Below are 12,959 nucleotides of genomic sequence, written 5' to 3'. Positions count from 1 at the left end.
GTGCTCTCTTCCTCGAAAAGCTCGAAAAGTCGGTGGGCGGTCAGCGGCTGGACGTCAGCCGACCGCACCCTCCATCTGCAGCTCGATCAGCCGGTTGAGCTCCAGCGCGTACTCCATCGGCAGCTCGCGCGCGATCGGCTCGACGAAGCCGCGGACGATCATCGCCATCGCCTCGAACTCGGTCATGCCCCGGCTCATCAGGTAGAACAGCTGGTCCTCGCTGACCTTGGAGACCGTCGCCTCGTGGCCCATGGACACGTCGTCCTCGCGGACGTCCACGTACGGGTAGGTGTCCGAGCGGGAGATGGTGTCCACCAGCAGCGCGTCGCACAGCACGTTGGACTTGGCGCCCTTGGAGCCCTCGCCGATCTCGATCAGACCGCGGTAGGAGGTCCGGCCGCCGCCGCGCGCCACCGACTTGGAGACGATGTTGGAGGAGGTGTTCGGCGCCATGTGCACCATCTTGGCGCCGGCGTCCTGGTGCTGGCCCTCGCCCGCGAAGGCGATCGACAGGGTCTCGCCCTTGGCGTGCTCGCCCATCAGGTAGACGGCCGGGTACTTCATGGTGACCTTGGAGCCGATGTTGCCGTCGACCCACTCCATGGTCGCGCCCTCGTACGCCACGGCGCGCTTGGTGACCAGGTTGTAGACGTTGTTCGACCAGTTCTGGATGGTCGTGTAGCGGCAGCGGCCGCCCTTCTTGACGATGATCTCCACGACCGCGGAGTGCAGCGAGTCGGAGGAGTAGATCGGCGCGGTGCAGCCCTCGACGTAGTGGACGTACGCGTCCTCGTCGACGATGATCAGCGTCCGCTCGAACTGGCCCATGTTCTCGGTGTTGATCCGGAAGTAGGCCTGGAGCGGGATGTCGACGTGGACGCCCTTGGGCACGTAGATGAACGAGCCGCCGGACCACACCGCCGTGTTCAGCGCGGCGAACTTGTTGTCGCCGGCCGGGATGACGGTGCCGAAGTACTCCTTGAAGATCTCCGGGTGCTCGCGCAGCGCGGTGTCGGTGTCCAGGAAGAGGACGCCCTGCTCCTCCAGGTCCTCGCGGATCTGGTGGTAGACGACCTCGGACTCGTACTGGGCGGCGACACCGGCGACCAGGCGCTGCTTCTCGGCCTCCGGGATGCCCAGCCGGTCGTAGGTGGCCTTGATGTCCGCGGGCAGGTCCTCCCAGGACTCGGCCTGCTTCTCGGTGGAGCGGACGAAGTACTTGATGTTGTCGAAGTCGATGCCGGAGAGGTCGGAGCCCCAGGTCGGCATGGGCTTCTTGCCGAACAGCTTCAGGCCCTTGAGACGCAGGTTCAGCATCCACTCGGACTCGTTCTTCTTCGCGGAGATGTCGCGGACGACGTCCTCGCTGAGCCCGCGCTTGGCCGCGGCACCAGCGGTGTCCGGGTCGGCCCAGCCGTACTCGTAGGTGCCCAGGCCCTCGAGCTCGGGGTGCGAAACGGTGTCAGTCATGCGAGCTTCCTAACGCGCGGACGCTGAATCTTCGGTGGACGTACCGGCAGTCGGCACTGCATCGGAGCCGCGGCCCGCGGAACGCCGGGCAGGCGACGATGCGGCACCGGGTGCCGGCACATAGGTGGTGCAGACCCCGTCGCCGTGGGCGATGGTGGCCAGCCGTTGCACATGGGTGCCCAGCAGCTGGGAGAAGACCTCGGTCTCCGCCTCGCAGAGCTGCGGGAACTGCTCGGCGATGTGCGCGACCGGGCAGTGGTGCTGGCAGAGCTGGGCGCCTGCCGGGGCCTTCGCCACGGCCGGCGGGACCCGCCGCACCGTGGCAGCGTACCCGTCCGCGCTCAGCGCCTGGGCGAGCGCCTCGGTGCGCTCCCCCGCCTCGGCCAGCCGCAGGAGCTCCAGGTACCGCTCGCCCTGCTTGCCGAACCGGGCCCGGGCGAAGGCGGCGACCGCCTCCTCGCCCGCCTTGCCGCCGCCGACCGAGTCGGAGATCCAACGCAGCGCGTCGGCGGCGAGCTGGTCGTATGCCTGGTAGAAGGCGTCCCGGCCGCCGTCGGTGAGGGCGAAGACCTTGGCCGGGCGGCCCCGGCCACGGCTGCCGTAGACCCGCTGCTCGCGGGACTCGACCAGGCCGGCGGCGGCCAGCCCGTCCAGGTGGCGGCGGACGGCGGCGGCGGTGAGGCCGAGCCGGGTCGCCAGGTCGGCGGCGGAGGAGGGGCCGTGGTCGAGGATCGACCGGGCGACCCGGTCCCGGGTGGCGCGGTGGCCCTCCAGCAGCACCTCGGCCGCCGTCACGGGCACGTCGCACCCGGGGGCCGACTCGGCCTCCTGGGGCATGGCGTGCTCGCGCATGTTTTTCACAACACCAGTGTTGCGTAATTACTTCCGACAGGACAAGCCGTGATGCAGGCCTCACTCGTGTCATCTGTCACGCAGGTAAGCCTTACCTGACCTGCGAAAACGATCATCGAGGGCGCCGTCCGGGCCCGGCGTCGGGGCCTCTTACACTCGCCGGTATGCACTCCGAACCCGCGGTGAAGATCGCCGGGCTGGTCAAGCGCTACGGCGACAAGCCCGCGGTGGACGGCCTCGACCTCACCATCGCACGCGGCGCGATCACCGCCGTCCTCGGCCCCAACGGCGCCGGCAAGACCACCACCATCGAGACCTGCGAGGGCTACCGCCGCCCCGACGCCGGCACCGTCCGCGTCCTCGGCCTCGACCCGGTCGCCCAGAGCGCCGCGCTGCGCCCCCGGATCGGCGTCATGCTCCAGTCGGGCGGCGTGTACGCGGGCGCGCGCGCCGTCGAGATGCTGCGTCACACCGCCGCGCTGCACGCCCACCCGCTGGACGTCGACGCGCTGGTCGAACGGCTCGGCCTCGGCTCCTGCGGCCGCACCGCCTACCGGCGCCTGTCCGGCGGCCAGCAGCAGCGGCTCGCCCTGGCCATGGCCGTCGTCGGCCGCCCCGAGCTGGTCTTCCTGGACGAGCCCACCGCCGGACTCGACCCGCAGGCCCGGCGCGCCACCTGGGAGCTGGTCCGCGACCTGCGCCGGGACGGCGTCACCGTGGTCGTCACCACCCACCACATGGACGAGGCCGAACAGCTCGCCGACCAGGTCGCCGTCATCGACCGCGGCCGGGTGATCGCCACCGGAAGCCCCGAGGAGCTGTGCCGCGGCGGCGCCGAGAACGCCCTGCGCTTCGACGGCCCGCCCGGACTCGACCTCGGCCCGCTGCTCAAGGAACTGCCCGAGGGCGCCACCGCCACCGAGACCGCCCCCGGCAGCTACCGCGTCGAAGCGCCCGTCGACCCGCAGCTGGTGGCCACCGTCACCGGCTGGTGCGCGGCCTCCGGTGTCCTGCCCGAACGGCTGTCCGTCCAGCGCCGCAGCCTCGAAGACGTCTTCCTCGACCTGACCGGACGGGACCTGCGCTCGTGAGTACGACCACCGACTACTCCCCCAAGCCCGGCCCGGCCCCGGTCGGCCGGATGCTGCTCGCCCAGACCGCCTTCGAGACCAGGATGCTGCTGCGCAACGGCGAACAGCTGCTGCTCACCGTGGTCATCCCGACCGTGCTGCTGGTGCTGTTCTCGGCCGTGGACATCGTCGCGGTGGACGGGCCCGGCAAGCGGGTCGACTTCCTGGCCCCCGGCCTGCTCGCGCTGGCCGTGATGTCCACCGCCTTCACCGGGCAGGCCATCGCCACCGGCTTCGAGCGCCGCTACGGCGTGCTGAAGCGGCTCGGCGCCAGCCCGCTGCCGCGCTGGGCGCTGCTGACCGCCAAGACCGGCTGCGTCCTGGTCACCGAGGCGCTGCAGGTCGCGCTGCTGTCGGCGATCGCGCTGGCGCTCGGCTGGTCCCCGCAGGGCAACCCCCTGTCGGTCGTCGCGCTGCTGGTGCTCGGCACCGCGGCCTTCTCCGGCCTGGGCCTGCTGATGGCCGGCACGCTCAAGGCGGAGGCCACGCTGGCCGCCGCCAACCTGGTGTTCATCCTGCTGCTGCTGGCCGGCGGGGTGATCGTGCCGCTGAGCAAGTTCCCCTCGGCCGTGCAGTCGGTGCTGGAGCTGCTGCCGATCTCCGCGCTCTCGGACGGCCTGCGGTCGGTCCTCCAGCACGGCGCCGGGGTGCCCTGGTCCGACCTCGGCATCCTGGCCGGCTGGGCCGTCCTCGGCCTGGCCGCCGCGGCCCGCTTCTTCCGCTGGGAGTAGCCCCCGGCCCGCGCGTGAAGCACACCGCAACTGAGACCGCCCCCCGGCCGCTTCGGCCGGGGGGCGGTCTCACGTCACCGACGCAACGTCAGCTCTGGCTGCCGCGACGCTTGCGGGCCAGCAGGACGAGCGCGCCGCCGACCAGCAGCACGCCGCCGCCGGCCGCCGCGATCATCGGGGTGGCGTCGTTGCTACCGGTCTGGGCGAGCGCCGGGCCACTGGTGGTGGGCGTCGGGACCGGAGTCGGGGTCGGCGTCGCGGTCGCGGTCTTGCTCGCGGTGGGCGAGGCCGACGGGGTCGGGGTCTTGGTGGGCGTGGGAGTGGGAGTCGGCGTCGGAGTCGTGGTCTGCGACGGGGTCGGGGTGGGAGTCGGGGTCGGGGTCTTGGTGGGCGTGGGAGTGGGAGTCGGCGTCGGAGTCGGCGTGTGGCACGGCTCGATCGTCTTGGTCTCGTCGATGTTCCAGCCCTTTTCGTTGGGCGTCTCCGTCGTGTTCACGACGAGGTGCGCCTTGACGGGGGCCGAGTGGTCCTTCACCGGGAAGGTGCCGTGGAACTCCGCGGGGAAGGCCTTGGCGTCCAGGACCTTCTCGCCGTCGATGGTGAGGCTGACGGTGTTCTTCACGTCGGGCTTCGGGCTGTAGTTGATCAGGTCGATCACGATCTTGTCGCAGGTCACCGACCAACTCGGCACGTGCGCCGAGGCGTTGGTTGCCAGCGCCAGAGGCAGGAGAATTCCGGCCGCTGCCGTCCCGGCGAGTGCCGCCGCGCCGATCCGCATGTGCCGCTGCTGTCGCGCCATTTACGCTGTTCCCCTCAGAACGGTCTTGCGCAGCAGGCGTGTTGAAGGTTTCGCGGTGGCCCGCTACGACTGTCCGGGGGACTCTACCGGCACTCCCGCACCTCTCCACACCCCGCCGTACGACCGAATTTCGTCTGTTGGTCCGTCGTCTGATGTGTATGACCAGCCCATCACAGCTGCCACCTCGCGGAACGCGGATTCGGCAAACTTGAATGAACTTCGTCACCTGACTGAAATACGTGCGCCCCCGGTGATCAGGTTCAATCACCGAGGGCGCAGCACCGGTCGAGCGGCGAAATGATCAGGCCTTCTTCGCCGCCCGGCGCCGGGTGACGACCACGATCGCGCCACCAGCCGCGAGCACCACCGCGCCGGCGATCGCCAGCGGCACGACGGGCCCGGAACCGGTGTGCGCGAGGTTGCCGCCCGCGTTCGCCTGGGCGGACGGGCTCGCCGAGGCCGAGGCCGAGGCGGCCGGCACACCCGCCGAGGCGGTGGCCGACGGGCTGGCCGAGGCACCCGCGCTCGGCTTGCCGCTCACCGGGGCCGAGGGCGTGGCCGAGGGGCTCGCCGAGGTCCCGGGGGTGGCCGAGGTGCCGGGAGTCCCGGGCGTCCCGGGCGTGGTGGAGGCCGACGGCGTCCCGCTCGGCACCACCGGCGGCACGGTGGGCGTGGTGGACGGCGTCGGGACGACGACGCCGGGCAGGCAGCCGGCGAACGGGTAGTGGTGCGTCTCCGCCCCGCCCTTGCCGGTCAGCGAGGCGGCGATGACCGAACCGTTGACCGGGCCGCCGCTGCCGAGGTCGAAGGCGGCGTTGGGCGCCAGCACGGTGCCGGCCCAGGCGGCCTTGCTGTTCTTGACCACCTTGGTCGCGGTGGGGAAGTTCCACAGCAGCTTGGCGCGGATCGCCCCGCCGGCCGCGCTCTGCAGCTTGTCGTCCAGGACGAAGGACGCCTTGGCCTCGTCCCACAGGTGGAAGCCGGTGGTCCCGGCGGCCGCCATGTCGTACGAGCCGCCGGTCACGGTGATGACGGTCACCGAGCCGGCCGGCACCTTGAGGAAGACGTCCTTGGCGCCCTGGAGCTTCGCGGCGTCGACGGTGAAGCTGTTGTACTTCGCGTCGCCACCGGTGAAGGTCAGCTCGGCGCCCTTGGCCTGGACGGTGGCGCCGGCGGTCTGCGGCGCGGCGGCCAGCGCGGTGGAGGCGGCGCGCAGCTTGGCGAACTCGGCCTTGAAGTCGATCGGGGAGGCGCCCTGGGCGGTGGCGCCCTGGTGGGCCTGGACGACGGCGCCGTCGGCCTTGGAGCCGTAGACGCCGTTGCCCTTCATCACCTGGGTGTTGTGGCCGGTGATGCGGCCGGCGACCACCAGCGCGTTCTTGCCGGGCAGGGCGTCGACCTCGGCGGGGGTCAGCTCCTGTCCGACCGAGAAGCCGCCGGTGAAGTCGGCGTTGCCGCCGACGGCGACGGCGCCCTCGGCGTCGGGGGTATGGGTGTCGTCGCCCTCGATGAACTCGCCGTAGAGGTTGGCGACCCCGAGGCTTCGGCACTCCTGGCCGGGGTCGGCGGCGTGGGCGGCGGCGGGGGCGATCAGGCCGGCCAGTGCGAGCGAGCCGCCGACTGCGAGCGCGGCGGCGGACGTGGGTATGCGCATGTGCAGGTCTCCGCTTGTGCGGGAGGAGTGGGAGAGGTCCGAAAAAGGTATGGACCAATCCGCACTCTTTCGGCCCCACAGGTGATTGGTCAAGACCAATGACCGCCTTGCCCGAACAGTCCGGTTTGCGCATCTCCGACCCCGAGCCACCCACGCCCGCGCCCCGCCCCAAGATCGGCTGTAAGGCCGCCTACGATTGACCCCGTGCCTAATCCCTTCTCCCTGCTCGCCGACCGCTGGCAGCCGTCCGCCGTGATGGTCCGGCGCGCCGCGTTCGCCGCGCTGGTGATGAGCGTGGTGATCGTCGTCACCGGCGGCGCCGTCCGCCTCACCGCCTCCGGCCTCGGCTGTACGACGTGGCCCCGCTGCACCGCCGACAGCCTGACCCCGACCGCCGAGATGGGCTTCCACGGCGTCGTCGAGTTCACCAACCGGATGCTCACCTACGTGCTGAGCGCCGCCGTCGGCTGGGCCATCCTGGCCGCCCGCTGCCACCGCCCCTGGCGGCACAGCATGACCAAGCTCGGCTGGGCGCAGTTCTGGCTGGTGATGAGCAACGCCGTGCTCGGCGGCATCACCGTGCTGACCGGCCTGAACCCCTACACCGTCGCGCTGCACATGATCGCCGCGATGGCGCTGGTCTGGGTCGCGCTGCTGATGTGGGAGCGGTCGAAGGAGGGCGACGGGGCCCCGAAGCTCAGCGTGGCCCGCCCGATCCACCAGCTCTCCTACGTACTGGTCCTGGTCATCGGCCTGCTGGTCGCAGCCGGCACCCTGGTCACCGGCGCCGGCCACCACCCGGGCACGCCGAAGGACAACAAGATCGTCCCCCGGATCCCGATCGACTACGACAGGCTGGCCCAGTTCCACGCCGACCTCGCGTTCGTCTCGGTCGGCCTGACCATCGCGATGATCTTCGTCCTCGCGGCCGTGAAGGCCCCGCCGGCGGCGAAGGCCCGCACCAGGGAACTACTGGCGGTCCTGCTCCTCCAGGGCGTCCTCGGCTTCATCCAGTACTTCACGGACGCCCCCGAGCTGATGGTCGGCCTCCACATGCTCGGCGCCACCCTCACCTGGATCGCCGCCCTCCGCATCCCCCTCGCCCTGCGCACCCGCGAGGTCGAGGCGCCCGCCGCACCCCTGCCCACCCAGGCCCCGCAGACCGCCAAGGTCTGAACGTCGTCGAAGGCCCCCATCCCGAGGATGGGGGCCTTCGTCGTCACGATCAAAGGTGGCTAGCGCACCACGGGGAACTCCCCGGAGCGCCAGTCGGCCAGCCGCTTGCGGATGTTCGACACCATCGGCAGCCCGTCCGTCTCGGCCGGGGCGAACCACGCCACCTCGTGGGATTCGTCGGACACCCGCAGCTCCCCACCGAGCGGGCGCCCGAGGAGGCAGATGGAGAACTCCTGACGGACCTCGCCGTCGTCGTAGGCGAAGACGTGGCCGGGGTCGGTGTAGGTGCCGACGATGCCGGTGATCTCGATGTCGATACCGGTCTCCTCACGGGTCTCGCGGACGCCACAACCGGCGAGCGACTCCCCGATGTCCATCCTGCCGCCGGGCAGCGCCCACATCCCGTTGTCGGTGCGCCGCTGGAGCAGGACACGGCCCGCATCGTCGACCACGACCACGGACGCGGCCGGGACCAGCGAGTTCGCCTCGGGCGCGTCGGGGTCATTCTCGTAGTCACGCCTGGCCACGATCCACCACCTCCGCTGGCTGATCCGTTCTTGCATTCCTCTTGCGGTGGCGGCAGAAGGCCCCATGTCCGAGGGCCTGACCCCTGCCATCACGCCGGGGCCTTTACCCTGTCACAGCAGATGTCGACCATCATGAGTCCTGACACTCGGTGCGGCGTCGCCCCGAAGCGCGTCCAGGACACGCACTGCATAGACCTCGGCCATCCGGGCTGAGACCTCGGCCGGGGCAAGCCAGGCAACCTCGACCGACTCGTCCGAGAGCCGCACAATCTGATTCTCCGGACTGCACCGAAAGACGAGAGCGACGATCCCTCGGTTCACGTTCTTGTAGACGCCGGTCAGCCGCTCCACGCAGACCTTGATGCCGGTCTCCTCGTAGACCTCGCGACGCACGCCGTCTTCAACGGACTCCGCCACCTCCAGCACCCCACCCGGCGGCTCCCAAGCCCCGTTGTCGGCGCGGCAAATCGCCAGCACCCGGCCGTCCTCCCGCACCACCACCCCCGCGACGGACACCGAGTGGAGTGGCGTCACGCTCGCACCACCGGGTGGATCAGATCGAGGACCATCACGTCGTGCCGAGCCGCGCCGTCCCACGGGATCGCCGACCCGACGCGCGTGTAGCCCCACGCTCGGTAGGACGCCTGGGCCGCAGTCGCCTCCGGCCGGCTGTTCAGCATCACCCGGGCGCTGTCGATTCCCTCGATGAGGGCGCGATGCATGCGGGTGGCGACGCCCTGGCGTCTCCACCGGGGCCGAACCGCCAACTCGAAGAGACCGAACGTGCGCTTTCCGTCCTCATGCCTGAGGTCCTCGGGCACGGGATCGATCAGGGTGTCCCACCATCCGGTGTTCGCCGACAACGGGTAGCCGTACGCCATCCCGACAACGGTGTCGCCGGCGAAGGCGATGGCCGCCCGGAACCCCCGCCGACGCGCCTGCGAGCGGAACCGGCGAAACGCCCGCTCCACGTCGGTCGGCCCCTCGCCATAGGGGGCTTCCGCGAACGCCTCCGAGAACACCTCCTTCAACCGGCCCTCCAACTCGACCGCTTGCTCGCCGTCCAACAGCCGAACCGCCACCGTCACACCGTCCTCCGTTTCCGGGCCGAAACCCCAAGCGATCGAAGTTCCTCAACGCAGTCCCGTGCCATCGCCGTATCGACTCGGGCCGCCAACGACGCCACCGAACGCAACCGGTCCGCCAACCTGGCCGAGGTCATTCCCTTCGCCGCACTCGCGCTGGCTACCGCCTCCGCGCAAGCCTCCTCAACACTGCCGGCCTTCATGAGCACCTCGGCGAGGCGTGCCCGGTACAGCTCCGCGTTTCGGCTGTATCCCGGGCCGAGCAGCCGGACAGCAGACCGAAGGAACGGGATCGCATAGGCAAGTTGCCCAGTTTCGACATGCCACGCAGCGGTTGCGTAGTCCACCTCGACCTGGCCTGCAAACGCTGTCCATGGCGGTGCATCAGTGTCGTTGTCCGACCGGTCCTGCCATGTCAGAGCCTGGGAGAGGGCTCGGCGCGCGCCTGTACGGTCACCGGCAGACGAAAGTGCCCGCGCCTGCCGCAGGGCGACCACTGATTTCACCTTCGGCCCGCCGTGCCTCTGCGCGATCTCCCCGGACGCGGTCGCTGCCGCGAGCGCCTCCCACGGCCGTCTCTGCTCGACGGCGAGCAGGGACAGGCTGTCGAGCGCACGGACTTCCAACAGCGGGTCGCCAACCAGACGGGCCGAGGTCAGTGCCTCGGTACATGCTGCGCGGGCAGCGGCCACCCTGCCCGCGTCGAACTCAATCCAGCCGAGATGGGAAAACAGCGTTCCGACCAAGGCATGAAGGTCACGCCCGACCGGGGCGATGTAAACCCCTCCGGTCATGGCCTTCTCAACGCTCTGCAGAACACGCGCGGCAGCCTGCCTCGCCATCCGGCCGCCTTGCGCGTGATCGATGGTGTACAGGTCGGCAACCTTGGACCTGAACACCTGAACATCGGCCGCACCGATCCGGCGACCAGTCTGCGCGGGGGCGAGAACGGAAGCCCCAAGAAGTACTCCGACGTCTACAACGAACTGTCGCCGCTGCACCGCGCCCTCCTGACACCCGCTGCTCGGGATGCTGCGGGCCCGCTCGGGCGGCACCGTGAAACCCAGCTCATCAAGCGGAACCCCCAACAATGCTTCGAGCACCGCCCTGTTGGCCAGGATGTGGCAACGGCGGGCGGGGAGACTCCCATCTCCTGAGGTGACGAACGCTCACCGCAGCGCGGACATCCATACGTTGCGCCATGTCGAGGAACGCTGCAACAAAGCTCTCTTGCGTGTATCCAGCAGCCTTCCTCAGTCCGGCGAGTGATCGTGCTGCCACAGAACCTCCCCAGCAGTCGGAGACATCAGCCAGGCCCAAAGGTCCGGTGAAACGTCCGGTCGCTCAGGCCCCACGTGCTGTCCCGAGCCGGTGAACTAGGAATACCTCGCTGGCAGATCAGGGTCCAGGGAGGGATCAGTCGGACCACCCGAGGGAGTGACCTCAATGTCTCCACCCAGCTCGCTGCCAGCACTCTCAGACGTCGGCAGGGAGCGGCCTCGCTGTCCTCCAGAAACCGCCGACACCGAGTCCGCTGATGGTGAGCTCACCGCGCCGGCAACCGTTTGCCTGCCGTACCGGCCCGAGTCGGTGGCTGTGGCCCGCCGGTTCGTCGCGGCGACGCTGCGGGAATGGGGCCTGGGCGACCTGGTGGACGACGCCGCCGTGATCGTCAGCGAGTTGGTCACCAACTCCTTCAAGACCTGCTGCCAGACCCGCATCCTCGTCGGCGTCCGCCGTCCGACCGGCCGGATCGTCCGCATCCTCGTCGGTGACGGTTCCCGCTCGATGCCCGTGATGGTCCAGGCCGGGCCGGACGCCACGTCCGGCCGGGGCCTGGCGATGGTCCACCGGCTCACTCGCGGCCGCTGGGGCGTCACGCCCCTCCCGTTCGGGAAGGTCGTCCACGCCGACCTCGCGGCGCCCGCGCCGACCCCCCGGTGAACCCGCGACCGCCGGAGGAGAGTTACAGCTCCGACGATGCGCCGTCGTCCTCCGCCCCCGACCTCACCCGGGTCTGGGCCGCCTACGGGGTGTCCGCCGCGGCCGGACTGCACGTCATCACCGCGGCCCTGGTGCTGATCAACCGCGCCCACTGAACTCCCGTCCGCGCCGCCGGCCCGGCGGCGCGGACGGGCTCACCAACACTCATCGACGCTCAAGGAGGAAGCATGGGTTGGGGAACCGACAAGCCCAGCGGCGGCAAGCACGGCGGAAAGAAGGACCCCGGCACGAGCAAGCCGTCCCCGGACGGTCAGAACCCGGCGCCGGACCCGAAGCACAAGAAGGACGAGGGCCACAAGTGACGGACCCTGTGCATCGACCGGAGCAGGCCGCCGTACGCGGCCTGCTCCGGGCCGTCGGCGAAGCGCTCGGCGGCCCTGCCCCCCGCGAGTGGCAGGAGGCGATCAGAGCGGTCCCGCGCCACCGCTTCCTCCCCGAGCGGATCTGGTTGGACGACGACCGGAGCGGCTACGAGCCCTGCACCCTCTCGACCGACCACCAGCGCTGGTTCGAGGCGGCCTACACCGACGCCCCCGTCGTCACCCAGGTCAACGACGGCCAGGCATCGGCCGATCCGCCCGACCCGGCCGACGTCTGGCCCTCCTCCTCCGCCTCCGCCCCCTCGATCGTCGTCCGCATGCTCCGCGACCTCGACGTCCGGCCCGGAATGAACGTCCTGGAGATCGGCACCGGCACCGGCTGGAACGCGGCCCTGCTCGCTTACCGCCTCGGCTCCGGACACGTCACCTCGATCGAGATCGATTCCGAGGTCTCCGATCAGGCGCGGGCGTCCTTGAACGCGGCGGGCCTGGACGTGGACCTGATCTGCGGAGACGGCTCCCTGGGTGGGCCCCGACGTCAGCCGTACGACCGGATCGTCTCCACCTGTTCGGTCCGCCGCGTGCCTTGGGCCTGGATCGAGCAGACCCGGCCCGGAGGCATCGTCCTCACCCCCTGGGACACCCCCATGCTCTGCTGGGGGCTGCTCAAGCTCTCCGTCGAACGCGACCGGGCCCAGGGACGCTTCAGCCCGCACTCCGCGTTCATGCTGATGCGCAACCAGCGGCAGGACCTGCGGATCTTCCGCGATGTCGTCCGCGACGACCACGTACCGACGGAATCCGAAACCACGCTGCCACCGTGGAACATCACGGGCGACCGCTGGGAGGCCCGGTTCGCCCTCGGCCTGCGGCTGGGCGACATGTGGACCGCCTGGGAGGACGAGCCGGGCGTCGACGGCGTCGCCGCCCGGCTCTGGGTCGCGACCACCGATGCCCGTTCCTGGGCGGCCGTCGATCACGACGGCCGCCCGAGCGAACGCTTCACCGTCTGGCAGCACGGCCCTCGTCGGCTCTGGGACGAAATCGAAGCCGCCCATCGCTGGTGGGAGGAGAACGACCGCCCGGCACCCCAGCGCTTCGGGCTCACCGTCACCGCGGAGAGGCAGTGGGCCTGGCTGGACCAACCCGCCCGACCCGTCCGGGAGCTACCCCGTTGAGCCCACGGCTACGGCCCGGTCCCCCTTCGGAGG

15 protein-coding genes are annotated in these 12,959 nt (G+C 70.5%); 7 read left to right on the top strand and 8 right to left on the bottom strand.

Going from position 1 to position 12,959, the window contains the following annotated elements; genetic code table 11:
* Positions 1-54: 54 nt before the first annotated feature.
* Both sufB and ACFVTF_RS37530 read right to left on the bottom strand, forming a co-directional pair.
* Positions 55-1,470, bottom strand: a complete 1,416-nt coding sequence (gene sufB, locus ACFVTF_RS37535) for a Fe-S cluster assembly protein SufB (protein ID WP_387818670.1) — start codon at positions 1,468-1,470, stop codon at positions 55-57.
* Positions 1,471-1,479: 9 nt separating this feature from the next.
* Positions 1,480-2,322, bottom strand: coding sequence for a helix-turn-helix transcriptional regulator (locus ACFVTF_RS37530; RefSeq protein ID WP_387818668.1), 843 nt, complete (start codon positions 2,320-2,322; stop codon positions 1,480-1,482).
* A gap of 164 nt (positions 2,323-2,486) precedes the next feature.
* Between ACFVTF_RS37530 and ACFVTF_RS37525 the strand changes: the two genes are divergently transcribed.
* Both ACFVTF_RS37525 and ACFVTF_RS37520 read left to right on the top strand, forming a co-directional pair.
* Positions 2,487-3,413, top strand: coding sequence for an ABC transporter ATP-binding protein (locus ACFVTF_RS37525; RefSeq protein ID WP_371519291.1), 927 nt, complete (start codon positions 2,487-2,489; stop codon positions 3,411-3,413).
* A 50-nt stretch (positions 3,414-3,463) separates the two neighbouring features.
* Positions 3,464-4,183: an ABC transporter permease gene (locus tag ACFVTF_RS37520; RefSeq protein WP_387818690.1), complete on the top strand. Its 720-nt coding sequence runs from the start codon at positions 3,464-3,466 to the stop codon at positions 4,181-4,183.
* Positions 4,184-4,271: 88 nt separating this feature from the next.
* On the opposite strand, the gene ACFVTF_RS37515 is transcribed toward ACFVTF_RS37520, so the two are convergent.
* Both ACFVTF_RS37515 and ACFVTF_RS37510 read right to left on the bottom strand, forming a co-directional pair.
* Positions 4,272-4,982, bottom strand: coding sequence for an LAETG motif-containing sortase-dependent surface protein (locus tag ACFVTF_RS37515; RefSeq protein ID WP_387818666.1), 711 nt, complete (start codon positions 4,980-4,982; stop codon positions 4,272-4,274).
* 301 nt (positions 4,983-5,283) lie between these two features.
* Positions 5,284-6,636, bottom strand: a complete 1,353-nt coding sequence (locus tag ACFVTF_RS37510; protein WP_371519287.1) for a choice-of-anchor A family protein — start codon at positions 6,634-6,636, stop codon at positions 5,284-5,286.
* 255 nt (positions 6,637-6,891) lie between these two features.
* On the opposite strand from ACFVTF_RS37510, the gene ACFVTF_RS37505 reads away from it, so the two are divergent.
* The gene (locus tag ACFVTF_RS37505) at positions 6,892-7,812 is read left to right on the top strand and encodes a heme A synthase (protein WP_387818688.1); all 921 of its coding nucleotides are present in this window, start codon (positions 6,892-6,894) and stop codon (positions 7,810-7,812) included.
* A 59-nt stretch (positions 7,813-7,871) separates the two neighbouring features.
* Here the strand turns inward: ACFVTF_RS37505 and ACFVTF_RS37500 are convergent, their stop codons facing one another.
* From ACFVTF_RS37500 to ACFVTF_RS37485, 4 genes are all read right to left on the bottom strand, one after another.
* Positions 7,872-8,339 (bottom strand): NUDIX domain-containing protein, encoded by a 468-nt coding sequence (locus ACFVTF_RS37500; RefSeq protein WP_387818664.1) that lies wholly within the window; start codon positions 8,337-8,339, stop codon positions 7,872-7,874.
* 111 nt (positions 8,340-8,450) lie between these two features.
* A complete protein-coding gene (locus tag ACFVTF_RS37495; protein WP_387818662.1) occupies positions 8,451-8,873 on the bottom strand; it encodes an NUDIX hydrolase in 423 nt (140 codons plus the stop codon).
* Entirely contained in the window at positions 8,870-9,427 is a 558-nt protein-coding gene (locus ACFVTF_RS37490; RefSeq protein WP_387818660.1) for a GNAT family N-acetyltransferase, read from the bottom strand. The genes ACFVTF_RS37495 and ACFVTF_RS37490 overlap by 4 nt, the downstream gene beginning before the upstream one ends.
* Positions 9,424-10,527, bottom strand: a complete 1,104-nt coding sequence (locus ACFVTF_RS37485; RefSeq protein WP_387818658.1) for a hypothetical protein — start codon at positions 10,525-10,527, stop codon at positions 9,424-9,426. Before ACFVTF_RS37485 ends, ACFVTF_RS37490 begins: the two co-directional genes overlap by 4 nt.
* A gap of 466 nt (positions 10,528-10,993) precedes the next feature.
* On the opposite strand from ACFVTF_RS37485, the gene ACFVTF_RS37480 reads away from it, so the two are divergent.
* From ACFVTF_RS37480 to ACFVTF_RS37465, 4 genes are all read left to right on the top strand, one after another.
* Complete coding sequence (locus ACFVTF_RS37480) at positions 10,994-11,368, top strand: ATP-binding protein (RefSeq protein ID WP_387818686.1); 375 nt, start codon at positions 10,994-10,996, stop codon at positions 11,366-11,368.
* Positions 11,365-11,523, top strand: coding sequence for a hypothetical protein (locus ACFVTF_RS37475; protein ID WP_387818656.1), 159 nt, complete (start codon positions 11,365-11,367; stop codon positions 11,521-11,523). Before ACFVTF_RS37480 ends, ACFVTF_RS37475 begins: the two co-directional genes overlap by 4 nt.
* Positions 11,524-11,595: 72 nt before the next feature.
* Positions 11,596-11,730, top strand: a complete 135-nt coding sequence (locus ACFVTF_RS37470) for a hypothetical protein (protein ID WP_387818654.1) — start codon at positions 11,596-11,598, stop codon at positions 11,728-11,730.
* The gene (locus ACFVTF_RS37465) at positions 11,727-12,926 is read left to right on the top strand and encodes a methyltransferase domain-containing protein (protein ID WP_387818652.1); all 1,200 of its coding nucleotides are present in this window, start codon (positions 11,727-11,729) and stop codon (positions 12,924-12,926) included. Before ACFVTF_RS37470 ends, ACFVTF_RS37465 begins: the two co-directional genes overlap by 4 nt.
* Positions 12,927-12,959: the final 33 nt, after the last annotated feature.

This window comes from Kitasatospora sp. NPDC057940, assembly GCF_042887425.1.
Lineage (GTDB): Bacteria > Actinomycetota > Actinomycetes > Streptomycetales > Streptomycetaceae > Kitasatospora.
The sequence above is the reverse complement of the archived record's forward strand: the minus strand, read 5'-3'. Positions and strand labels throughout refer to the sequence as shown.